The organism is Burkholderia sp. RF7-non_BP4 (assembly GCF_001521935.1).
GTDB classification, from domain to species: domain Bacteria; phylum Pseudomonadota; class Gammaproteobacteria; order Burkholderiales; family Burkholderiaceae; genus Burkholderia; species Burkholderia diffusa.
Genome location: NZ_LOTA01000053.1, coordinates 366,356 through 391,111, shown reverse-complemented (window position 1 = coordinate 391,111; position 24,756 = coordinate 366,356). Strand labels below are relative to the sequence as shown.

Genomic DNA, 24,756 nt, shown 5'->3' with positions numbered 1-24,756 from the left:
TACGACAAAAATTGAAATGGGCAATGGATCTGATATCGTGTTGAAATTAAATTTCACTCACTTGACCGGAAGGAGCCGCCGATGGCCGGCATCACGCTCGACGATCTCGACCTGCGCATTCTCGCGATCCTGCAGGACGACGCATCGGTGTCGAACCTGCAACTCGCCGAGCGCGCGCTGTCGTCGCCGCCGACGTGCATGCGCCGCGTGCGGCGGCTGACGGAAGCGGGCGTGATTCGTCGCCAGGTCGCGGTGCTCGACCCGGTCGCGATCGGCACGGCCGTCACGGCCTTGATCGAGATCAGCCTCGACCGGCAGACGGCGGAAGACTACGACGCGTTCGAGGCTTACGTGTGCGCGGAGCCGGCGGTTACGCAGTGCTATCGCGTGTCGCCGGGGCCGGATTTCGTGGTGGTGGCCGATCTGGCCGACGTCGCCGAATACGACGCGTTCGCGCGGCGGCTGTTCACCGGCGCATCGAACGTCCGCAACGTGCGGACGTTCTTCTCGACGCATCGCGCGAAGTTCGAGGCGAACGCGCGGGTCACGCATGCGATGCGCAAGCGCGGCGACGACTAGACCGCACGACACGCGTCGAACGGTGTACGCGCGATGTCAGAACGCGAACGTCTGCTGCCTCGGATGGCGTTCGCCGCGCGCGAACCCGGCGCCTTCGAGCGACAGCAACGCGCGCTTCCGTTCGATGCCGCCTGCATACCCGGTCAGGCTGCCGGACGCGCCGATCACGCGATGGCACGGCACCATGATCGACACGGGATTGCGGCCGACCGCGCCGCCGACGGCGCGCGCGGCACGCATCGGCAGCCCGACGCGTTCGGTGATGTCGCCATACGACACGAGTTCGCCGAACGGAATCGCGAGCAATTCCTTCCACACGCTGCGCTGAAACGCGGTGCCGCGCAGATGAATCGGCACCGAGAAGGTTTCGCGCGTGCCGGTGAAATATTCCGCGACTTCCTCGGCAACCTTGCGCGCGAGCGGCGACGCGTTGCGTGCATCCGCATCCGGTGCGACCGCCAGCGACGGATAGTATTTCTGGCCGACGAAGAAGAGGCCCGTCAGGGCATCGTCCTCGATACGGATGGCGATGTCGCCCAGCGGGCTCGGAATCAGATGAGCGGGAGTCATCGCGAAGCGTCTCCATGAAGGCGCCACACATGCAGTGCGGCATATGCGCGCCACGGCGCCCAGCGCGACGCATGCGGCGCGGATGATGCGATGCTGCGCGGACGCTCGGCGGCGGCGGCGGCGGCGGCGGCGGCGCGCGGTGCAAGCCACGCATCGTCCGCGGGGAACGCGTTCGGCCACGCCATCGCACGCATCGCGACATACTGCACCGCGCGTTCGTCGAAGCCGGGCAGCGCGCGCAACGCATCGAGCGTCGCGTCGAGCGGCGCCATCGGTTCGAGCGCGAGCGTGCCGTCGGCGACTGCACGCGCCAGCGACACGATCGTCCGCGCCGCGTCACGTGTCACACCGATGGCTTCGAGCGCCGCCGGCGGCGCCGTCGCCAGCGTCGCGGCGGAAGGCAGCGCATGCGTGAGCCCCGGCGGCGCGTGGTCCACCGGCGTGCCGAAGCGCTCGGCCACGCGCGCCAGCACCGCGCCTGCCTGTGTCTGCGCCAATCGTTCGCCCGCGATCGCACGCATCGCGATTTCGAGCCCGTCGAACGCGCCGGGCACGCGCAGGCCGGGCGAGCCGTCCGCGAGTTCGCCCAGATGCGCGTCGATCACGTCCGGGCGGCTGTCGAGATCGAACAGCCGCCGCACGCGCGCGATCACGGCCGGGACGACGGGCGTCAGCGCGGGCGACACCGTCACCGCGAGCGCGAACCGCTGCGGCACGTGCGTGACGGACAGCCAGCCCGTCACCTGAGCGTTGCCGTGCCCGTTCGGCAGCGCGACGACGCGCGCATAGCCGTGCGCATCGATGCGCTCGACGCCGTCGATCTGCCGCTGCGCGAGAAAGCGCATCAACTCGGGCCATGCGAACGGCGGCCGGTACGGTAGCGGGAAGGTCATGTCGCCATTGGCGGATGCGCCGGCGCCCTTGCGCAGGCGCAGCGGATTGAGGCCGTAGCGCTGGCGGAACAAATCGTTGAAGCGTCGCACGCTGCCGAACCCGGCAGTCGACGCAACCACGGCCAACGGCAGCGCGGTATCGGTCAAGAGGCGCTTGGCCATCAGCAGACGGTGCGTCTGCGCGAATTCGACCGGCGATACGCCGAATTGCGCGGCGAAGATTCGGCGCAGATGGCGCTCGGTCACGCCGACTCGCCGCGCGAGCGCATCGACGGAGTGTTCGTTCAGGAAACCGTCCTCGATCAGCGACGCGCCCGCGTCGGCGAGATTGCCGGACAGGTCGAGCAGCCCGTGGCCCGGCGCGAGCTCGGGCCGGCACCGCATGCACGGCCGAAAGCCGGCTTTCTCCGCGGCGGCGGCGGTCGGGTAATAGCTGCAGTTCCGCGCCTTCGGCGGCTTCACCGGGCAAACGGGGCGGCAATACACGCCCGTCGTCGACACACCGACGAAGAACCAGCCGTCGAAGCGGCGGTTCCGCGAAAGCAGGGCGTCGTAGCAGGTGTCCGGATCGAGGTGCATGAGACGACTGTAAACCATCCGCTCCGCCGATTCTGGCTGGAATCGGACATGTGTCTCGACGCGCCGGCTCGCGTCATGCCCCCGTTTCGAACGCAGGAAAGTCCCGAAAAAACGGTTAATGCCACTCTGCGGAACAGTCATCTCTTTTTGCGCGGCCGGATTTGAGATGACTCATCGAAATCCCCGACTGACATGGCACCGGGCCAAGCCCTATGCTTTGAAAAACGTTTTCCAGAACTCGACGGACGAGCGGCCGGGCCACGCAAGGGGCATGGCCGCCGTCCGCCCCGGCGCCCGTCGCCGGTCACGGACAGACACCATCCAGCGGCGCGACGGGCGCGGCCGCGCATCGGAGACACTCATGCAATCTGCCGTCGTCGGCGCGGTGCGCGCGGCCGCCAGCCGCTACCGCTGGACCGTCTGTGCGCTGCTGTTCTTCGCGACCGTCATCAACTACATGGATCGACAGATCCTCGGCCTGCTCGCGCCGATGCTCCAGCACGACATCGGCTGGAGCCAGGTGCAGTACGGCCGCATCGTGATGGCGTTTTCCGCGTTCTACGCGATCGGCCTGCTCGGCTTCGGGCGCATCGTCGACTGGCTCGGCACGCGCATCTCGTATGCGGTCGCGATGCTGGTGTGGAGCATCGCGGCGATGCTGCACGCGGCGGTCGGCTCCGTGATGGGCTTCGCGGCCGTGCGCGCGCTGCTCGGGATCGGCGAGGGCGGCAACTTCCCGGCCGCGATCAAGACGACGGCCGAATGGTTTCCGCGTCGCGAGCGCGCGCTCGCCACCGGCATCTTCAACTCGGGCGCGAACATCGGCGCGGTGTTCGCGCCGGCGATCATCCCGGCGATCGCGGTGGCCTACGGATGGCGCGCGGCGTTCGTGATCGTCGGCGCGATCGGCATCGTGTGGCTCGCGGTCTGGCTGGTGATGTATCGCACGGCCGACACGCGCGCGCTCGCCGCCGAATACGACGAGCCGCGCGACGAAGCCGAAGCGCTCGACGCGGCGAACGCGGATGCTGGTGCGCCGCGCTGGGGCGAACTGATCCGCAAGCGCGAGACGTGGGCGTTCCTGATCGGCAAGTTCCTGACCGACCCGGTGTGGTGGTTCTACCTGTTCTGGCTGCCGAAGTGGCTCAACGAGTCGCGCGGGATGGACATGCAGCATATCGGCCTGCCGCTCGTGTGCATCTATGCGCTGACGACGGTCGGCAGCATCGGCGGCGGCTGGCTGTCGTCGATGCTGTTGCGCGCGGGCTGGAGCGTGAACGGCGCGCGCAAGACGGCGATGCTGATCTGCGCCTGCTGCGTGCTGCCGATCGCGTTCGTGTCCCAGGTGCAGAGCCTGTGGATCGCGGTGCTGATCGTCGGCCTCGCGGCGGCCGCGCACCAGGGCTGGTCGGCGAACCTGTTCACGACGGCGTCCGACCTGTTCCCGCGCCGCGCGGTCGCGTCGGTGGTCGGCATCGGCGGGATGGCCGGTTCGATCGGCGGCGTGCTGTTCTCGGAAGTGATCGGCCAGGTGCTGCAACGCACGGGCCACTACTGGGTACTGTTCGCGATCGGCGCGCTGGCCTATCTGCTCGCGCTGGCGGTCATGCACATGCTCACACCGAAGATGAAGCCCGCGAAGCTCGACGCTTGATCGCATGCCGGAAAACGAACGCGCCGCCCCGGAGGCGGCGCGTTTTCATTTGCGATGGACGGAGGCGACGTGACGACGAAGAGGCGGCAGGCGGCGGACGCGCCCGCGCGCGTCAACCGGCCGCGGCCGTCGACGCACGCATGATCAGCCGCGGCTCGAACGTCGAATAGCTCGCGTCGGTGCGCCCGGCGAGCGCGTCGATCAGCTTCTGCATCGCGAGTTCGCCCATGTTCTCGCTCTGGATGTCGATGGTGGTCAGCGCGGGCGCCGCGTATGCGCCGTACGGCACGTTGTCGACGCCGGCGACGGACACGTCCTGCGGCAGCCGGAACCCGAGCGACGCGGCTTCCTTCATGAAGCCGAGCGCGATCAGGTCGTTGTAGCAGATCACGGCCTGCGGGCGGTGCGGCCCGAGCATCACGCGCGAGCATGCGCGCTCGCCGGCCTCGGCGGTCGGCGCATGCGCGTCGTGCACGTCGAGCGTGAGCCCCGCTTCGGCGAGACAGTCGCGCGCGCCCTGGATCCGTTCGTCGTTCACGCGCGCGGTGCCGAAACCGAGGTACGCGATGCGCGTATGGCCGAGATTGAGCAGGTGACGCGCGAGCATGTAGGTGGCGAGCCGGTTGTCGATGCCGACGCTCGGAATCGGCAGGCCGGGGCTGCGACGCAGCAGCACGAGCGGCTTGTGCAGGTCGAGCATCCAGCCGGCCTGGTCGTCGGGCATCCGCGTGCTGACGATCAGCCCGTCGACGCGTTGCGCGAGCGCCTCGATCAGCGAGCGTTCGCGCGCCTGGTTCTCTTCGGTATCGACGAGCAGCAGCGTGTAGTCGTGCTGGAGCGCGACGCGGTTCGCGCCCTTGACGACGTTCGTGAAGTGCGGGTTGCTGATGTCGAGGATCACGAGGCCGATGGTGCGCGTGCGCCCGGTGATCATCGAGCGCGCGAGCGGGTTCGAACGGTAGCCGAGCCGCTCGATCGCTTCCTTGAGCCGCGCTTCGACGGTCGGCGAAAAGCGCTGCGTGCCGTTCACGTACTTGGATACCGTCGCGACCGACACACCGGCTTCCGCCGCCACGTCGCGGATCGTCGGGGAAACTTTTTTCATCGGAAGGGTAACGTTTTCGTTCGATTGCACCGGATTGTGGCAGAAAAAGCCGGCGTCCGGCCGCCGACCGGTATCGGGAAAGTGCGGATGGCTGCGAGCGGATTCGACCATTGACGGTCGGCTTTCGTCCCGCGTATAGTTGGAAAACGTTTTCCGGTTCAGCCCGGTTTCGGGCGACGTCCAGGACACTTCAGAACAGATTCAAGGAGATTCGATGAACGCCACATCCACCGGCGCACGCAAGCCGTTCGGGCGCCTGCTGCTGACCGGCGCGGCCGGCAACCTTGGCCGTCAGGTGCGCGGCGCGCTGGCGAACTGGGCCGACGTCGTGCGCGTGAGCGACATCGCCGCGCTCGACGACGCGGCCCCGCATGAAGAAATCCGGGTCGTCGATCTGGCGGACCGGCCGGCGGTGATGGCGCTCGTCGACGGCGTCGACGCGATCGTCCACCTCGGCGGCATTTCGGTCGACGCGCCGTTCGACGATCTCGTCGATGCGAACATCACCGGCACGTACAACCTGTACGAAGCCGCGCGCAAGCACGGCGTGAAGCGCGTCGTGTTCGCGAGCTCGAACCATGCGATCGGTTTTCATCCGGTCACGGAAGTGCTCGACGCCGATTCGCCGCAGCGCCCGGACAGCCTGTATGGCGTGACGAAGTGCTTCGGCGAGTCGCTGTCGCGCTACTACTTCGACCGCTTCGGGATCGAGACGGTGTGCCTGCGGATCGGCTCGTCGTTCGAGGCGCCGAAGAATCCGCGCATGCTGGTGACGTTCCTCAGCTATCGCGACCTCATCGAGCTCGTGCGCTGCTCGCTGCTGACGAACCGCGTCGGGCACGCGATCGTCTACGGCGTGTCGGACAACCCGGTGAAATGGTGGGACAACACGAAGGCCGGCTTCCTCGGCTATCGGCCGCAGGACAGCTCCGAGCAGTTCGCCGGGCTGTTCCCGGTGACGGCGCCGACCGCCGAGTACGACGATCCCGCGCAGCGCTACCAGGGCGGCGGTTTCGTCGTCGGCGAGCCGATGGAGCGCAACGCGAAGTAAGCATCGCGGGCGCCGCCGGCGTCGCCGGTCAGCGCAGGATGTCCGTCGCCTTGTGCCGTTCGTCCACGCCGTCGATCAGGATCAACGGGCCGCTCGCGTGCCGCGCGCGCAGCGGCTGGATCCGCCGGTACGCGTCCGATTCGTACCACGTGCGCGCCGTATCGAGATCGGGAAACGCAATCGCGATCAGGTCGCCGCGCCACACGCCTTCGCGCACGTCGGGCCGCGCGCCGTGAATCACGAAATGACCATCGAACGGCGCGAGCGTGCCGTCGATGCGTTCGAGGTATTCGACGATGTCGTCGCACATTTCAACGTCGTGCAGGTGGGCGATGGCGTAGGCGGTCATGGCAGGCTCCGTGGCGTCGATCGGTGAAGCCATGATCGGAGCGCGGGCGGCGCGCGTCGATTACCTGTGACGTAAGCATCTTCATGTTGCCGTGCCCGACTGCGTGCCGCGCGCCGCACGTCACGGACATCGCGCGCGCGACCGACTCACGCGCGCTTGCGGATCGGCCGCGGGCGCGGCACAGCGGCCGGCGCCGATTCCGACTCCGCCGCTTCCTTGCACAGCTTGTCGAGCATGCGTTGCGCGGCGCCCGCGCAATCCTCGCCGGCGGGCTTGTTCGCGATCTCGTCGATCAGCGCCTGCAGGTTGCGCCGGTTCTGCGCGAGCCGCTGTTCGAGCAGCGCGATTTCGTCGACCTTGTGCCGCAACGCCTGCAGCAGTTCGTCGCGCGGCCACGCGCCGAGATCGGGCGGCAGCACCGCGCGGATCTCGTCGAGCGCGAAGCCCGCGCGCTGCGCGCGGTCGATGATCGCGAGCCGCGTCAGCGCTTCCGGCCCGTATTCCCGATAACCGTTCGCCTGCCGGCGCGCCGGCTCGAGCAGGCCGCTCGCTTCGTAGAAGCGGATGCGCGACGCCGCGATGCCGCTGGTTCGCGCCAACTCGCCGATCTTCATCGTTGTGCTCCGGAGGGGGCTTGACCTTGAAGCTGACTTTAAAGTTATGGTTGGGCATCGTCAATCGAGGATGTCCACCATGAACCTGTTTGCGCCCCTCACGCTGCCCAATGGCGCGGTGATCCCGAACCGGCTCGCCAAGGCCGCGATGGAAGAGAACATGGCCGATGCGGACCACGCGCCGTCCGACGCGTTGCTGCGCCTGTACCAGGCGTGGGCGGACGGCCGGGCGGGCCTGATCCTGACCGGCAACGTGATGGTGGACGGCCGCGCGATGACGGGGCCGAACGGTGTCGTGCTCGACAGCGATGCGCATCTCGACCGCTTCCGGCGCTGGGCGCAGGTCGCGCGCTCCGGCGGCGCGCACGCGTGGATGCAGATCAACCACCCGGGGCGCCAGATGCAGGCGGCGCTCGGCCAGACGACGCTCGCGCCGTCGGCCGTGCCGCTCGCGCTCGGCGCGCTGTCGAAGCAGTTCCCGGTGCCGAAGGAGATGACGGAAGCCGACATCGTCGACGTGCGGCGGCGCTTCGTGCGCACCGCGCAGCTCGCCGAGCAGAGCGGCTTCACCGGCGTGCAGATCCACGCGGCGCACGGCTATCTGCTGAGCCAGTTCCTGTCGCCGCTGACGAACCGCCGGCAGGACGCGTGGGGCGGCAGCATCGAGCACCGCGCGCGGCTGCTGCTCGACATCGTGCGCGAGGTGCGTGCGACCGTGTCGCCGGCGTTCGTCGTGTCGGTCAAGCTGAATTCGGCCGACTTCCAGCGCGGCGGCTTCAGCGCGGACGATGCGAAGCGCGTCGTCGAACTGCTGAATCCGCTCGGCGTCGACCTCGTCGAATTGTCGGGCGGCAGCTACGAAGTGCCGGCGATGCAGGGCGAGGCGCGCGACGGGCGCACGCTGGCCCGTGAAGCGTACTTCCTCGAATTCGCGCGGGACATCGCGGCCGTCGCGGCCATGCCGCTGATGGTCACGGGCGGGATCCGGCGCCGCGCGGTGGCCGAGCAGGTGGTCGCCAGCGGCGTGGCGATGGTCGGCATCGCGACCGCGCTGTCGATCGAGCCGAACCTGCCGCGCGACTGGCAGGCCGGCAAGGACAGCGCGCCGGCGCTGCAGCCGATCCGCTGGAAGAACAAGGCGCTGGGTGCGCTGGCGAACATGGCCGTCGTGAAGTTCCAGCTCGCGCGGTTGAGTGTCGGGCGGCGCACGCACCCGGGCGTGTCGCCGCTGCGCGCGCTGGTGTCGCAGCAACTCGCCGCGCAGTGCCAGACGCGGCGATACCGCAAGTGGATGGCGGGGCGGGCGGCGCGCTAGCCGCGAAGGCGCGGCGTCGGGCTGCCCGACGCCCGCTCACACCGGATACGCATCGTCGACCTTCAGGTTCGCGAGCCGGAACAGCGTGCGCAGCGTCTGCGGATGAATGTCGCGGTGCGCGGCGAGCGACGTCAGCATGAAGTCGAGGACCTTCGCGTAGCGCAACAGCACGAGGCAGCGCGCGAGATCCGCGTTGCCGCCGCGCATGCCTTCCGCGTAGTTGACCATCTGGGTCGACAGCGTGCGTGCCATCTCGAGTTCCATCTGCTGTTTTTCCGTCCATTCGGGCTGCGGCTGTTCGAGCAGTTTCGCGAGAAAGATCTGGAACGACGTATCGGATGAGTTGGGCAGCGCATCCATGAAGAGCCTCATCACTTGCGTGGATCGTTCGGGCGTGTCCGATGGAGGCCCCGATCCGGGTTCATGTCCGCGCCGAGCGGCGGCGCGATTGTCATCCGATGGGAATGCAGGTTCCGTACCAGCCCCGCGATCGAAGTGTTGAGCAATGTTGACGCGGGGCGCGGCGGCGGTCATCGCGTCCCGCCGATACTGGCTTTCACGAAAAATCGAGAAGGGCGTCCATACGCCGTGCGCGATCGCGAGGGGCAGTGCGGCAGGGGCCGGACGAATGAAATGCTTCATCGATGTAACGTAACGCCGGGCTGAAACGGGCCGTGTGTTTCGTCGACGAATCGGGGGAATTTCGTGTCGCGCGTATGCCGGTGCCGCTCCGGGCGTCGGCCCGAGGTCGGGACGGTCTCGCGCGGCGAGCCTCGGCGTCACCTGCCTCACGACGAACGCTCGCGACGCATGCGCCGGATGTTTCATATCCGAGACGTCTCGTTCGCCGCATGCCGGATGCGTGCGCAACCTGTGTCACGCGCGCCGCCCAACTGGCCCAGCGAATAACCGGAGAACTGTCCATGGGCAGCCGCGCCGTGTTTGCGAACAATCACCGCATCATCTCCGCGAGGTTCGACATGAGCGTCCACGCCTTCTTCTCGGCCAATCTGCTGCTGGCCTACACAGCCTATTTCGTCGGTACGGCCAGCCCCGGCCCGAGCAATCTCGCGATCATGTCGGTCGCCGCGAACCACGGCCGCAAGGCGGCGCTCGCGTTCGCGCTCGGCGTCATCTCGGGCTCGATGTTCTGGGCGACGGTGGCCGCGCTGGGGGTGTCGGCCGCGCTGCTCGCATGGTCGCAGCTGCTGGTCGCGATCAAGCTGTTCGGCGGCGTGTACCTGCTGTGGCTCGCGTTCAAGTCGGGCCGCACCGCGTGGTCGGCCAAGGCGGCGGCCACGCCGAAGGCGACCGCAGACCGGAAGCTGTCGCGCTTCTACGTGCGCGGCGCGATGCTGCATCTGACGAATCCGAAAGCGATCCTGGTGTGGGTGTCGATCGTCGCGTTGTCGTCGAACGGCGCGGGCGCGTCGCACGGCGCGGTCGTGCCGGGCTGCATCGCGATCGGATGCCTGGTGTTCGGCGGCTATGCGCTGGTGTTCTCGACGGACGGCGCACGCCGGCTGTACGTGCGCGGCCGCCGCGCGATGGAAGCGTGTCTCGCCGTGGTGTTCGGCGTAGCGGGGATCCGGTTGCTGGCGTCGAACGTTTGAAACGTGTGAAACGTGTGAGCGGACAGCCCGCACGCGTGCAACCAGACGAGCGATCCGCCGCGCGAACACGCGGCGGATCGGCGTCGGCGCTTCAGAAAATGAAGCCGGTGTTGACGAACTTCGAGTAGTGATCCGACACGATCGAATCGAGCAGCTGCTTGCTGCCGTCGGTCTGCTTCGCCGCGACCATCGAGCGGATCGAGAACGCGCGCAGCGCGTCGGTCACCGACAGCGTGCCTTCCGCCGAATCCTTGCGCCCCGCGAACGGGAACACGTCCGGCCCGCGCTGGCATTGGCAGTTGATGTTCACGCGGCACACCTGGTTCACGAGCGGATCGACGAGCGCGCCGATCTGCGCCGGATCGGAACCGAAGATGCTGACCTGCTGGCCGTGCTCCGACGTCGTCACGTAGTCGAGCGCGGTTTCCACGTCGTCGAACGGCGCGACCGGAATGATCGGGCCGAACTGTTCCTCGCGATACAGCTTCATCCCTTCGGACACCGGATACACGACGGCCGGGTAGAACAGCGTCTTGCTGAATTCGCCGCCCGAATGGTTGACGACCTGCGCACCGCTGGCCTTCGCGTCGTCGATCGCGTCGGTCATGTACGCGGTGCGATGCATGCCCGGCAGCGGCGTGATGCTGACGCCTTTCTCCCACGGCATGCCGATCTTCAGCTGTTCGAGCGCGGCGGTGAAGCGCTTCAGGAATTCGTCGACGATCGAGCGATGCACGAGCAGCATCTTCAGCGCGGTACAGCGCTGGCCGTTGAACGACAGCGCGCCGAGCAGGCATTCCTTCACGGTGAGATCGAGATCGGCGTCGGGCAGCACGATCGCCGCGTTCTTCGCATCGAGGCCGAGGATCGCGCGCAGGCGGTGCGACTTCGGATGCTGCTTCTTCAGGTGATCGGCGACCTTGCTCGAGCCGATCAGAGCGAGCACGTTGATCTTGCCCGACGCGAGCATGTGCGGCACGACCACCGCGCCCGGCGCGTAGATCGTGTTGATCACGCCTTTCGGGAACGCGTCGCGGAACGCCTCGAGCAGCGGCTCGAACAGCAGCGTGCCGTACTGCGGCGGCTTGAACACCACGGTGTTGCCCATCAGCAGCGCGGGGATCAGCGTCGCGAAGGTCTCGTTCAGCGGATAGTTGTACGGCCCCATGCACAGCACGACGCCGAGCGGCGTGCGGCGGATCTGGCCGATCGTGCCTTCCGCGATCACGAAGCGCGAGTTCGCGTTGTCGAGCTCCTTCAGCGCGTCGATCGTCTGCGTCATGTACGTGACGGTGCGGTCGAACTCCTTCTGCGAATCGGCGAGGCTCTTGCCGATCTCCCACATGATCAGGTTCACGACCAGCTCGCGCTGCGCGACCATCCGCTTGATGAAGTCCTGCATGCACGCGATGCGCTGCTCGACCTTCATCGTCGGCCACTCGCCGCGGCCCGAGTCGTACGCGCGCACCGCGGCGTCGAGCGCCGCATCGCTTTCCGTCTCGCCCATCACCGGATAGCTGCCGATCTCCATCTGCGCGACGCTGCCGTCCGGCTGGCGCACGCACACGGGCGACAGCACGGTCTTGGTCGCGCCGTCCCACGGGCGCAACTCGCCGTCGACCAGCGACACGCGCTGGTGGATCGGCGCGGCGAGCCGGAACTCGGCGGGGATGTCTTGATAGGCGGGAAACAGCTGCTGCAGGGAGGCGGAATCGGGCATGACGGTCTCGTTTGACGGGGTGTCCGGGAAGGACGGGCGATGCGGAATCCTGAGCTGAACGATCCTCGATCCTGAATCGGCATCATGACGCGCGGACGAAGCGACGTCACGTGGCGTCACGCGACGGCGTGGCCGAAACGCGGAATGGAACCAGTTCCATTTAAAAGGAACGCCGAACCGATTGCAAGATTTGCCGAATGCGATCGCACGCTGCGTAAGCGATTTGAAGGAATGTGTCCGAATGGCGGGTATAAGCGGCGTAGAGCGTGCGCAAACGTTTCACTTCGGCTGGATTGGGCGGATAATGGCCCGACGCGGCGAAGAAAAAATTGCCCCGGAACCTGAGAGAAAACATACGCAGTGAAGAAAAGAGAGAAGGTCCGCCGCGCTGCCGAAGCGAGGTCGGCTGCCCGGAGCGCCGGGTCGGGGTTGCCCGGCTCGGCGCGCACCGGACGCATGGGGGCGTTCAGCCATTGGGCGGCTTCGTTGCCCCCTGTCTTTTCCTTGCATTCCCATTTTGCAAAAAAGCGCGCGAATCATTCGTGCCGCTCCCGTGCATTCGCCATCGTCGACATTCAGTCGATCCGAGGCAAAGGCTCGCGGCACAGTCGGCTTCTAATATGTTCCGCCTTAGCTGAGTGAGCCCCTCGGCCCCGAATTGCAGACTGCCCGGTCCGACGGACGCGGTGCGGACATCTCGGAGGTCGTCGGGTGGACTCGCTCGCCGCGCACCTCGCAAGCCTTGCAGCTTCATCAGTCGCCCGACCGTACAGCGCGCGATTCTCCGTGCGGTTCAAACAGAGTGATGCCAGTACCGACAAGATTGATACCTGGTCAGCGATTGTTGTGCGGATTTTCGCGTTTCGATCAGGGCAAGTGGGAATTGAGATGGTCTAGATATTTTCGAGATATTGCGATTTGGCCTGTTTAAATTGACAGGTCTGCTTAACAAACGTCTCGCTGCCACCACAATTTGACACTCTTTAACTCACATCGAGAAGGTGAGAGGCAACTTCCGCGAGACAATGTGATGGTCCGTTGATCCGTAGTGCGCCGTGGCGCGAGTTGCGAGTAGACCAGAACCATGAACAAAAATAACTACCGACTGGTATTCAGTCGCGTCCGGGGCATGCTGATTGCCGTTGCAGAAACCGCTAGCGCGTCCGGCAACGCCCGCCGAGGCGAGGTCGCGTCAGCAACTCGGATAGCGCATGTGTTTGCACGATTTGCGCTGCGTCAAGCCGCATTTGCGGTACTGGTCGCAGCCGGCGCGACGCCCATATGGGCGAATGCGCAGATTGTCGGCGGCGGTGCGCACGCACCGTCGGTGATCCAGACGCAAAACGGCTTACCGCAAGTCAACATTAATAAGCCCGGAAATGCTGGCGTATCGTTAAATACGTATAACCAGTTCGACGTTTCAAAATCCGGCGCGATATTGAATAATTCGCCCACTATTGTTAATACGCAGCAAGCGGGCATGATCAACGGAAACCCGAATTTCGGGCCGAACGACGCTGCGCGGATCATCGTTAATCAAGTCAACAGCAATAATCCAAGTTCGATTCGCGGTTTCGTTGAGATCGCAGGGCAAAAAGCCGAACTGATCATCAGCAACCCGGCTGGGTTGCAAATCGACGGTGGCGGCTTCATTAATACGTCGCGCGCTGTTCTGACAACTGGCGTGCCGTATTACGGCGCGGACGGCTCGGTGGCCGGGTTCAACGTCAATCGCGGGCTCGTCACGGTATCCGGGTCCGGCTTGAATGCTGCAAATATCGATCAGGTCGACATCATCGCGCGTGCGGTTCAGGCGAATGCGGCCATTTATGCCAAAAATCTGAACGTAATCGCCGGTTCGAATCAAGTTAATCACGACACGCTCGCGGCGACGGCGATTCAGGGCGACGGCGCTGCCCCGGCGGTTGCGATCGATGTGGGTCAGCTCGGCGGTATGTATGCCAATCGCATCTTTCTGGTGAGTTCGGGGAGCGCTGTCGGTGTCCAGAATGCGGGCACGCTTTCGGCGGACGCGGCCGGTATGACACTCACGACCGACGGACGCTTGGTGCAGTCCGGCAAGATCAGCGCGCTTGGCAACGTCGCGGTGACGGCCGACGGCGGCATCGACAATAACGGCACGACTTACAGCCAGCAATCCGTGTCGATGACTACCGGCGCGGACATGACGAATACCGGCACGCTCGCTGCCCAACACAACGTCGGCATCAATGCCGGCTCGCTGAATTCGACGGGCGCAATCGGCGCGGGTGTCGACAGCAACGGCGCGGTCACACAAGCCGGTGACCTGCAAGTGACGACGACGGGCCAATTGACCGCGACCGGCCAAAACATCGCGGGCGGAAACACGACTTTGCGCGGCTACGGCGTCAATATGGCCGGCAGCAAGACGGCGACGAACGGCACGCTGGATGTGAACGCGACGGCGGGCGATATCAATCTGTCGAATGCGACGACCAGCGCACAGGGCGCATTGAGCGCGACCGCAGCGGGCGCGATCGTCAACGACCACGGCAGCCTGTCGAGTCAAAGCGGTGCCACGCTGACGGCGGGCAGTATGTCGAACCAAGGCGGCACGGTGTCGGCGCAAGGGCCGCTGTCCGTTCATACGTCCGGCTCGATTTCGAATCGGGCCGGCACGCTGGTGTCGCAGAACACCGCCGACGTGGAAGGCGGCGCGATCGACAATCAGCAAGGGATCATCCAGAGCGCCGGCCAGATGAAGGTGGTCGGCGCTTCGCTTCAGAATTCCGCCGGACGCGTCACGTCCCTGAACAGCGATGGTCTGTCCATCACGACGAGCGGCCAACTGTCGAATGCAGCGGGCACGACCGCGAACGGCGCGCAAGGCGGCGTGATCGGTGGCGAGGGTGCCGTTACGGTTCAGGCCGGCAGCATCGCAAACCAAGGATCGATCAGCGCCGCGACCGATTTGACCGTCGGTGCGCAGTCCATCGACAACGGTAGCGGTTCGCTGACGGCCGGTCAGAATGCATCGATCGATGCCGGCGCGCACCTGGCTAACGCAGCCGGCAGCATTTCTGCTGGCGCGTTGGCAAACGTTCGCGCAACCAATCTGGACAACAGTTCGGGTTCGATTCAGGGCAGCCAGTTGTCGCTGTCGGCAGCCGACCTCGCGAACCGCTCCGGCGTGATCACGCAGACCGGCACGAACCCGATCAACATCGCCGTTTCTGGCACGCTCGACAATAATTCGGGCACCGTGCAGACCAACAGCGCCGATTTCAGCCTCACGCCCGCGACGCTGATTAACGACCACGGCAAAATCGCGCACGCCGGCAGCGGTACGTTGACCATCGGGACCGGCGCATTGTCGAATAACGGCGGATCGATCGCGACCAATGGCGCGCTCGCGCTGACCGCCGCCGCTGTCTCGAACCAAGCAGGTACGTTGTCAGCGCAGCGGCAGGCTACGCTCGGCGTTCAATCGCTCGACAACAGCGCGTCCGGTTACATCGGCGCCAATAGCGTCACGATCCAATCGCAAGGCGCGATCAACAACAAAACGGGTTCCATCGAGTCGAACCACGCGTTGACGGTCTCGGCCGACAGCTTGGCGAACGACGGTGGTGCCGTTAAAGCGCTCGGCACGGATGCGTTGTCCGTCACGACGACGAACGCACTGACGAACACTGCAGGCGGCACGATCGGCGGAAACGGTGACGTGTCGGTTTCGGGCGGCACGGTCGACAATTCGAACGGTTCGTTGCTGGCGGCACAGTCGCTGTCCGTGCAATCGAACGGCCAGCTCGCCAATTCGGCCGGCCTGATTCAAGCGAACGGCAACCTCAAGGTTGCGGCGCAAGGTGCGGTGCGCAATAACGGCGGCCAAATCGAGGCGAACGGCGCAACCGCGACGCTCCAACTGTCCGGATCGAGCATCGACAATAGTGACGGGCGAATTGCAAATATCGGCACGGGCGCGACGACGATCGACGGCGGTACGTCGATCACGAACACCGACGCGTCCGGTAAAGCCGGTGCCGGCACGATCGGCGGCAACGGCGATGTGACGCTGACCGCGCAAACGCTCACCAACGCGCAAGGTGGTCAGACGCTGGCCGGCCACGACCTGACGTTGAACGTTGGCACCAACGCAAACAATTCCGGCGGCGTGCTGTCGGCCGCGAACAACTTGACGTTCAATGGTGCAAACGCGGCGCTCTCAAACCAAAACGGATCAGTGCGGGCAAACGGCGCGCTGTCATTGACTGCTGCATCGATTGACGACACGTCCGGCAAGATCGGCAATGACGCCGGCAGTGGCGGCAGCGTATCGATTCAGACCGGTGCGCTGTCGAATCAGGGCGGCGCGATCGGTAGCGATCAAGACCTGACGCTGAACACCGGCACGCTGTCGGGTGACGGTTCCATCGTCGCGGGTCGTAACGGCTCGATCACGCTCGGGAGCGACTACACGCAGACGGCTGCGAACAGGCTGCACGCGAACGGCAACCTGAATTTGACCACGTCAGGCAAGCTGACGAACCAGGGCGTGCTCGATGCCAACGGCGCGCTTACGGTGAGCGCGGCGAACGTCGACAATCAGAGCGGCGCGGATTTGAATTCCGCGAACACGACGGTCAACGCGAATGGCGGCACGATCGACAACGCGGGCCGGATTGAAGGCGATACGGTTACGACCAATAGCGCGACGTTGAACAACACGGGGACCGTGATCGGTGCCAACGTCACGGCGAACGCCAACACGATCACCAACACCGGGGCCGCCGCTGTCTTTGCCGCTGCCAATCAATTGAACCTGTACGCGACGAATCAATTGTCGAATACGGGCGGCGCGAACCTGTTCAGCGTCGGCGATATCAATATCGCGGCGAACGGTCAGCGCGATGCGAATGGCTTGCTCGCGAACCGTACGCAGAACGTGCTGAACGATCAGTCCACGATCGAAGCGCAGGGTAACGTTGAACTCGCGGCCGGTACGTTCACCAACACACGCCCCGCGCCCATCGTCACGACTGTAACGACCGGGACGACCACCTCGCACCAAACCAAGCGCCAGAAATACATCGTGTGCGCGACGATGAATGCGGACCCGAACGGCGGCTGCTCGCAGGCAATGTGGGTGAACGGCTATAAGACGGCGCTCACTTCGAGCTATAGCCCTTCGCAAGTTGTATCGGAATCGTCCGGACCGAACGCGACCGACAAGGTGCTGGTCGTGAACGTGAACGGCAAGCAGCAGACGATTTACTACAACACGCTGACGACCAACGCAGACGGGTCGGTGACGGTCAACTATTGGGACGCCTACGACCCGCACATCAACTACGTCCCGGATACGGAATACACGACGCGTAGCGACGGCCACAACGGCTATCAGCGTGTCGAAATCTGGCGTGATACCACGTCCACGACCCAGCAAGACATGGTAACGAGCCAGGCGCAGCAGGCGCAGCTCGTCGCGGGCGGCAGTATCACGATGGCGAACGTCGGCACGATCAATAACGACTACAGCGCCATCACGGCCGGCAAGTCGATTCAAATCGGCAGCACGCAGCAGAACGGTTCTGTCGGTAGCGGCAGTTATGGCGGCACGGTCGTGAACAACGTCGGTCGGACGCTGTATCAGTACCAGACCGACAACATCGTATCGATGTATGCGTGGAACGAGGACACGACACAGGATCGCGGCACGATCGTTGAGCCGACCGTTGTCCATACACCGGTTGCAATCGGCGGCACGGGTGGCACGATCATCGCGAATCAGTCGGTGTCGATCACCGGCCAGAGCGTCAATAACCAGAACGTCGCCGCGCAGAATTCGGCAACCGGTGCGACGGGTGGCACGCTCGGCAACAATTCGGCCAATCAGGGCGTGTCCGGTAGCACGTTGAACAAGGTCGGTGCGGCCAGCGGATCGACGACCGTTCCCGCACTGCAATCGGTCGCGGGCGCAACCGGTGCACTGTCGATCACGTTGCCGACCAGCGGCATGTACTCGATTCATCCCGCACCGGGACAACCCTATTTGATCGTCACCGATCCGCGGTTGACCAGCTACACGAATTTCATTTCGAGCGACTACATGCTCGGCCAGTTGAACCTGAACCCCGCGAGCATCGAGAAGCGTTTGGGCGACGGCATGTATGAACAACAGATGGTGCGCAACCAGATCACGCAGTTGACGGGCCGCACTTTCCTTCCGGGCTACGCGAACGCCGAAGACGAGTATCGCGCGTTGATGACGAACGGGGTGAACTACGCGAAGGACTTCGGCTTGGTGCCGGGTATGGCGCTGAGTGCCGCGCAAATGGATGCGCTGACGAGCGATATCGTGTGGCTCGTTGACCAGACCGTAACCCTGCCCGATGGCAGCACGACGCACGTGTTGGCCCCAGCTGTCTACATGGCACAAACGCATGCGAACGACCTGCAACCGACCGGTGCCTTGATCGCGGCCGATGACGTTGAAATTCATACGACGGGCACCACCACGAATACGGGTGTCATCAAGGGCGGTACGAAGACGGTCCTCACGGCGACCGATATCCTGAATCGCGGCGGCACGATTTCGAGCAGCGCTACGAACGGCACGACGGTCGTATCGGCGACTAATGACGTAGTGAACGCATCGGGGATGATCACCGGCAATCGCGTCGCCGTCAGCGCCGGCCGGGATATCGTCAACACGACGCTGGTAGACGCTACTGGCGTGAACGCTACATCCGGCGTTGGCAAGGTTAGTCAGACCCTTCTCGGTCAACAAGGCACTATCGCATCGACCGGCGCACTCACCTTGGATGCCGGCCGCGATTTGACGATTCACGGTGCGAATGTGTCGGCCGGCACGGATGCATTCGTAACGGCGGGGCGTGATATCAATGTCGATACAGTTCAGTCGACCACGAACCAATCGATGCACCTGAATGATCAGCGACATTGGGAAGAAGCCACGACGACGAACGTAGTTAGTGGCGTCAATGCAGGTAACAACCTGACAATGATCAGCGCGAACGACGCAACGTTCAAGGGCGCAACCGTATCGGCTGGCAACGATTTGCAGGTATCGGCCGGCGGGAACCTGACGGCGACGACGGTCACCGACCAACACCAGTTGAACAACGTTGCTGTCGATGGCCGTGCACGTAAGGAGGTCGACCACACCTACGACCAGACTGCGGTGGGCACAACCTTCTCGGCCGGGCACGATGCCGGGCTTGCGGCGATCAATATCAACGATGCAACCAAGGGCAACGTCGCGCTGACCGGTTCGACAGTCACGTCTGGAACAAATGAACTCACACCCGGCGGCGTGACGGTCAACGCAACCGGCAATGTCTCGATGAACGAAGGTCGCGAGGAGCACGACAGTTTCCGCGACGTGCAGACGAAGCGCGGCAGTTTCATCAGCGGTTCGACAACCGATGGAATGCAAAACACGCAAACCAATATCGGTGTCGGTAGTACCCTGTCCGGGGATACGGTCCAGGTGCACGCCGGTAAGGACTTGACCATTCAAGGCAGTAACGTTGTCGGCACGAATGATGTGAAGCTCGACGCGACGGGCAACGTGATCATCAAGACTTCGCAGGACACGCAGAACGCACAGAGCTACTACGAGAAACGCGACTACGGTTTCCTCTCGGGCCTGAATCCGTTGAACCAGCTCGACGGTGGTTTGCAGGGTTATTCGATCGGTGTGCGCAAGACCACAGATGCGCAGCAGGCAACGAGCGTGACGAACGTCGGAAGTATGGTTGGCTCGTTGAACGGCAATCTTTCGATTTCGTCCGGCAACGATTTGCACGTGACCGGTAGCACGTTGCACGCCGGAAACGATCTGAAGCTTGACGGCAAGACCGTGAAAATCGACGCGGCGCAGGACACTGGAACACAAAACGAACAGCAGTCGTTTAGCCAAACGGGCATTACCGCCGGTCTGAGTGGCACGATTGTTACGGCTGTCCAAACGGGCATCCAGATGTCGAAGGACGTTCAGCGCACGAAGGGCGACGCGCGTCTCGATGCGCTGGCGGCGGCGACGACTGGATTGGCAGCAAAGAATGCGTTCGATCAGACCGGGGGCGGTTCGGGTGTCGGCAATCTCGGCGTCAGCGTGTCGCTTGGTACAAGCCATAGCAACAGCAGTTCATCCGCGTCACACAGTACCGCTGTCGGCAGCACCGTTGCAGCCGGTCATAACGTGTCAATCACGGCGACAGGCGCAGGTGCAAATAGCAATATCGACGTGATCGGTAGCACGATCAGCGCCGGCAACGATGCAACGCTGAAGGCGGACGGCAAGATTAACCTTGAGGCCGCCCAGAACACGGACAGTCAGAGCAGTAAAAACAGCGGATCGAGTGCGGGTATCGGCGTGACCCTCGGCGTCGGCCAGCAAACCGGTTTGTCTTTCCAACTCGGCGTATCGGGTAATAGAGGAAATGGCAACGGCAGCGATACGACGTACACGAATACGCACGTCACGGCGGGTAACTCGCTGACGGTGGAATCCGGCGGTGATACGAACCTTATTGGCGCTGTCGCGTCCGGCAAGCAAGTCGTGGCCGATGTGGGCGGAAACCTGAATGTCCAGAGCCTGCAAGACCTGAGTAAATACGATTCGAAGCAACAGAGCGCGGGCGTGTCGATCAGCGTGTGTGTCCCGCCGATCTGCTACGGCACATCAAGTGCGTCGGCGAATTTCAGCCAAGACAAGATGCACAGCGACTACGCCGCTGTGGCGGAGCAATCGGGTATCAAGGCGGGTGACGGTGGATTCCAGGTCAACGTCAAGGGCAATACCGACCTCAAGGGCGGCGTGATCGCGAGTAGCGACAAGGCCGTACAAAATGGCGTGAACAGCCTGACGACGGCGACGCTGACGACGAGCGATATCGAGAATCATGCATCTTACGACGCGTCGCAGGTTGGGCTTTCCGCCGGCTATGGCACCGGGGGTTTGAGCGTCCAGCCCCCTGTCGCCCTCGGCGCTTCCGGCGACGCAAGTGCCACTACGCGTAGCGGCATTAGCGGCGGATCGCTCACGGTTACCGATAGCGCCAAGCAACAGGAATTGACCGGCAAGACGGCCGATGAAACGGTCGCAAGCGTCAATCGCGATACGTCGAACACGGGTGGCGCGCTGGCACCGATTTTCGATAAGGACAAGATTGAAGCCGGATTCGATATTACGAGCCACTTCATCAACGAAGCCGGAACGTTTATCCAGAACCGCGCGGCCGAAGCGGACGCCGCGCAAAAGGCATTGGATGCAGAAAAGGCTAAACCAGCAGACCAGCAAGACGCGGCAAAGATTGCGCAGTTGACGCAGACACTCCAGGATGATTCAACGTGGCTGGAGGGCGGGACCGGACGCAGAGTATTGACGGCTATCACGATGGCAGCTGGTGGCAGCGTTACGGGTTCGGCTGGTGCTATGGTGCAGAGCGCAGCTGCGTACTATTTCCAGAGCCTTGCGACCGAACAAGTAAAAAGTATTGCTGACGCACTTGATAGTGAAACGGCCCGCGCGGCGTTGCAAGGTCTTGTCGGATGTGCCGGGGCAGCCGCAGGGGGTAGAAGCTGTGGCGCGGGTGCGGCTGGCGCGGCTGCGAGTGTGGTCCTGAACAACCTGCTGAATAGTCTGAACGGTACGCAGTCGTCGACGCTTACCGACAACGAAAAGCTTCAGCGCGAGCGGCTCGTTGAGTCGATCGTGGCCGGCGCGACCGCTGCTTTGGGCGGCGACGCCGCAGCGACTTCGGCCGCTGCTTTGATCGAGACCGAGAACAACGCGACGAACTTCGTGAAAGGCACGACGCCGCGCATGCAGAAAGTCGCGACAAGCGTCGCGGACGCTTTGAGAAAGCCGCGTGGAGCGCTCACGCGAGCGGACGTCGACGCACAGATTGCTGCACTGAATGCACTGGAGGCACAAGGGAATCTGTCGAATCAGGAGGCGTTGAATCTTAGCGCTCTCTGGATGGAGGTTATTCAACGTGCATCAGTTGAAAATCTGATGACACCTCAAGAGGTCATCGGTAGTAAGCAAGCAATGCAAGCGGCGCTCGCATCAATGATGTTCAGTGGCGGGGGGGATTCGCCAATTAGGGGAGGGAGGACGTCGGGGCCGCAATTGCCGAGCACCAGCGGCAGCCGTACTGGCTATCGTACTTCTGGCGATCAGGCAGATGCAACCACGGTACAAGGTCTTCGCGATCAGCTAACCCAAGATAATCTGAATGCCATCTCTGCCCAAGATGCGCGATTGGCCAAGGCAATAAATGGGGATGGCACTGGTAATCGGAATTTCTCGATTGGTACGGGAACCGCCGCTGATGCGGACAGACTCGGTAAAATTTGGGTTGGTGATGGGGCTCGCCCTATGACAGATGTTCCCGGCGGCTTAGTCAGTGCAGACGGGACCCGCACCTACAGGCCTCCACAAGCAAAGGATAGTTCCTTCGCGGTTACAGGCACACAGGCGAACTTTCAGCAATTCCAGAATGGACGGATGATCAGCAATGGTCATTTGAATATACATCAATGAAAGCGGAAATTAAATCGGTAGACCTGGGATCGGAAATTGGTGTATTTGAATATACTCCAGAATATCCCAATTCATTTTGCCTATGGATGACCTTCACTATCGGGCGAATTGGTGGCGTGGGCGGTGATTTATTTAGAATTAAAGTGTGCACGCCAGATTGGTTGAAGTTGAATGTCGGTAATATGTCGTGGGGGCGGCATATTCTGGTGGTGAATAATGGTTACAGGCCGCAGGAAATTATTGACTATGTTGGGGAATTTGTTTCGTCGATTGATGAAAAAGATTGGCCTGGATTGGCTGAAAAGATTTCCCGCGTAATGGAGTGGGAGTTTGAGGACTACGTTTAAGTTGCGTTGGTTTATGGTTTTGAAAAATGAAAAACTTTAGACGGCTGGCGGCTGTGCCATTCATTGCCTCCGTGTCGCTCGGGGTACACGCACAGCAGGCCCCCACGCCTGAAGATCGGGCTGCCGCCGCACGTGCGAACGCGGAGCAGGACCGGCAGGCACAGCAACAACGCGACGCGCAGCAACGTGACGCGACCGTGCGCGCCCCTTCCGTCCGATCGGACGTGCCGCACGCCGAAACCTATGCGCCGCTGCCGAACGAACAGCCGTGTTTCCGTATCGACCGCTTTGCGCTTGACGTACCGGATTCGCTGCCCGATGCCGCGAAGTCGGCCGGCGCTTCCGCACTGCCGATGGATCGCTTCGCCTTCGCGCGCGAATGGCTCGGCCACTACGCCGGCCAGTGTGTCGGCAAGCAAGGCGTCGATATGATCGTCAAGGCGTTGTCTCGGGAAATCTTGGCGCGCGGCTACATCACAACGCGCGTGTTGCTGCCGGAACAGGATTTGGCAACCGGCACGCTGAAGCTCGCACTGATTCCGGGCGTGATTCGACACGTCCGTTTCGCTGACGAGAAACTGCGCGGCACCTGGAAGACCGCATTCCCGACCGGCGACGGCGAAGTGCTGAACTTGCGCGACCTTGAGCAAGGTCTGGAGCAAATGAAGCGCGTCACCAGTCAGGACGTGTCGATGCAAATCGTTCCCGCTGACAAGCCGGGAGAAAGCGACGTTGTGCTGGACGTGAAGCGCGGTAAGCCGTGGACCGTCGTCGCATCGATCGACAATTCAGGCACACGCGCAACGGGCAAACTGCAGGGTAATCTGTCAGTCGGTATCGATAACCCGCTTGGCTTGAACGACATTCTCAATGTCGGCGTGAGTCAAGACCTCGAATTCGGCGACAAGCGCCTTGGGTCGCATGGTTGGAACGGTTTCTATTCGATTCCGTGGGGCTACTGGACCGCCACGATTGCGGCGTACACGAACACCTACTATCAACAGATTGCCGGCGTGAACCAGACGTTCGTTGCGAGCGGCAATTCGAAGACGCTGGATTTCAAACTGGCCCGCGTGCTGGCGCGCAGCCAGAACGACGTGCTCGGTGGGTACGTCCGACTGTCGCGCCGTTTCGGGGAAAGCTTCATTGAAGACACTGAAATCACGCAGCAGCGTCGCAACAACACGGTTATCGAACTTGGCCTGACCGATCGCCACTACTTCGACGGCGCGCAGTTCGACGGCACGCTCGCGTATCGTCAGGGCGTCGGCGGTCTCGGCGCACGGGACGACATACTCGCGGCCGGCGGCGGCCCAACCTACCGCTACAGAATGGCGGTGCTGGATGCGAACCTGTCGGTGCCGTTCGCGATCGCCAAGCAGCCATTCCGCTACGTGACGAGTGTTCACGGTCAGTACACGGGGAACACGCTGTACTACATCGATGACTTGACCATCGGCAGCCGATACACCGTGCGCGGCTTCGACGGCGAAACGATGTTGGCGGCAGCGCGTGGCCTGTACTGGCGTAACGAGCTGCAAATGCCGATCGGCCAGACGGGGCAGGCCGTGTATGTGGGGATGGACTATGGCCGCGTGTGGGGACCACAGCCGGTCGAGCTCGTCGGAACGCAGTTGGCAGGTGCAGTGATCGGCGTCAAGGGGAGTATCGGCACGCGCTTCGGCGCATACGGGTACGACCTGTTCGCCGGCACACCGGTCTACAAGCCGTCCGGCTTCCCAACCGCGCGCGTCACGGTGGGATTTCAACTCACGTCGCAATTCTAAGATCGCCGTATAGGGAATCCGT

At 63.5% G+C, this 24,756-nt stretch carries 15 protein-coding genes; 8 read left to right on the top strand and 7 right to left on the bottom strand.

Annotation, left to right across the window (positions count from 1 at the left end; translation table 11 throughout):
* Positions 1-81 precede the first annotated feature (81 nt).
* Positions 82-579: an Lrp/AsnC family transcriptional regulator gene (locus WS49_RS20025; RefSeq protein WP_059532325.1), complete on the top strand. Its 498-nt coding sequence runs from the start codon at positions 82-84 to the stop codon at positions 577-579.
* Between the two features lie 36 nt (positions 580-615).
* Here WS49_RS20025 and WS49_RS20020 read toward each other — a convergent pair whose 3' ends face one another.
* Positions 616-1,149, bottom strand: coding sequence for a methylated-DNA--[protein]-cysteine S-methyltransferase (locus WS49_RS20020; protein ID WP_059532322.1), 534 nt, complete (start codon positions 1,147-1,149; stop codon positions 616-618).
* Entirely contained in the window at positions 1,146-2,639 is a 1,494-nt protein-coding gene (locus WS49_RS20015) for a DNA-3-methyladenine glycosylase 2 family protein (RefSeq protein WP_059532319.1), read from the bottom strand. The genes WS49_RS20020 and WS49_RS20015 overlap by 4 nt, the downstream gene beginning before the upstream one ends.
* A 343-nt stretch (positions 2,640-2,982) precedes the next feature.
* On the opposite strand from WS49_RS20015, the gene WS49_RS20010 reads away from it, so the two are divergent.
* Complete coding sequence (locus tag WS49_RS20010) at positions 2,983-4,275, top strand: MFS transporter (protein ID WP_059532316.1); 1,293 nt, start codon at positions 2,983-2,985, stop codon at positions 4,273-4,275.
* A 112-nt stretch (positions 4,276-4,387) separates the two neighbouring features.
* Here the strand turns inward: WS49_RS20010 and WS49_RS20005 are convergent, their stop codons facing one another.
* Positions 4,388-5,491, bottom strand: a complete 1,104-nt coding sequence (locus WS49_RS20005) for a LacI family DNA-binding transcriptional regulator (protein WP_059532313.1) — start codon at positions 5,489-5,491, stop codon at positions 4,388-4,390.
* 103 nt (positions 5,492-5,594) lie between these two features.
* Here WS49_RS20005 and WS49_RS20000 point away from each other — a divergent pair, with 103 nt between their 5' ends.
* Positions 5,595-6,431: an NAD-dependent epimerase/dehydratase family protein gene (locus WS49_RS20000; protein WP_059532310.1), complete on the top strand. Its 837-nt coding sequence runs from the start codon at positions 5,595-5,597 to the stop codon at positions 6,429-6,431.
* A gap of 28 nt (positions 6,432-6,459) precedes the next feature.
* Here WS49_RS20000 and WS49_RS19995 read toward each other — a convergent pair whose 3' ends face one another.
* Both WS49_RS19995 and WS49_RS19990 read right to left on the bottom strand, forming a co-directional pair.
* A complete protein-coding gene (locus WS49_RS19995; RefSeq protein WP_059532307.1) occupies positions 6,460-6,780 on the bottom strand; it encodes a DUF1330 domain-containing protein in 321 nt (106 codons plus the stop codon).
* Between the two features lie 146 nt (positions 6,781-6,926).
* Entirely contained in the window at positions 6,927-7,394 is a 468-nt protein-coding gene (locus WS49_RS19990) for a MerR family transcriptional regulator (RefSeq protein WP_059532304.1), read from the bottom strand.
* 79 nt (positions 7,395-7,473) lie between these two features.
* On the opposite strand from WS49_RS19990, the gene WS49_RS19985 reads away from it, so the two are divergent.
* Positions 7,474-8,709, top strand: a complete 1,236-nt coding sequence (locus WS49_RS19985; protein WP_059532301.1) for an NADH:flavin oxidoreductase/NADH oxidase family protein — start codon at positions 7,474-7,476, stop codon at positions 8,707-8,709.
* Between the two features lie 36 nt (positions 8,710-8,745).
* On the opposite strand, the gene WS49_RS19980 is transcribed toward WS49_RS19985, so the two are convergent.
* The gene (locus tag WS49_RS19980; protein ID WP_059466123.1) at positions 8,746-9,069 is read right to left on the bottom strand and encodes a hypothetical protein; all 324 of its coding nucleotides are present in this window, start codon (positions 9,067-9,069) and stop codon (positions 8,746-8,748) included.
* A 620-nt stretch (positions 9,070-9,689) separates the two neighbouring features.
* Here WS49_RS19980 and WS49_RS19975 point away from each other — a divergent pair.
* Positions 9,690-10,322, top strand: a complete 633-nt coding sequence (locus tag WS49_RS19975; protein WP_059532440.1) for a LysE family translocator — start codon at positions 9,690-9,692, stop codon at positions 10,320-10,322.
* A gap of 91 nt (positions 10,323-10,413) precedes the next feature.
* On the opposite strand, the gene WS49_RS19970 is transcribed toward WS49_RS19975, so the two are convergent.
* Positions 10,414-12,042, bottom strand: coding sequence for an NADP-dependent glyceraldehyde-3-phosphate dehydrogenase (locus WS49_RS19970; RefSeq protein ID WP_059532298.1), 1,629 nt, complete (start codon positions 12,040-12,042; stop codon positions 10,414-10,416).
* Positions 12,043-13,126: 1,084 nt separating this feature from the next.
* On the opposite strand from WS49_RS19970, the gene WS49_RS19965 reads away from it, so the two are divergent.
* From WS49_RS19965 to WS49_RS19955, 3 genes are read left to right on the top strand one after another with little or no spacing between them, the layout of a single operon-like run.
* On the top strand, positions 13,127-22,600 hold the full coding sequence (locus tag WS49_RS19965) for a hemagglutinin repeat-containing protein (protein WP_059532295.1): 9,474 nt from the start codon (positions 13,127-13,129) through the stop codon (positions 22,598-22,600).
* Positions 22,597-22,947: an Imm8 family immunity protein gene (locus WS49_RS19960; RefSeq protein WP_082725293.1), complete on the top strand. Its 351-nt coding sequence runs from the start codon at positions 22,597-22,599 to the stop codon at positions 22,945-22,947. The genes WS49_RS19965 and WS49_RS19960 overlap by 4 nt, the downstream gene beginning before the upstream one ends.
* 26 nt (positions 22,948-22,973) lie before the next feature.
* Positions 22,974-24,734, top strand: a complete 1,761-nt coding sequence (locus tag WS49_RS19955; RefSeq protein WP_059532288.1) for a ShlB/FhaC/HecB family hemolysin secretion/activation protein — start codon at positions 22,974-22,976, stop codon at positions 24,732-24,734.
* The last annotated feature ends 22 nt before the right edge of the window (positions 24,735-24,756 follow it).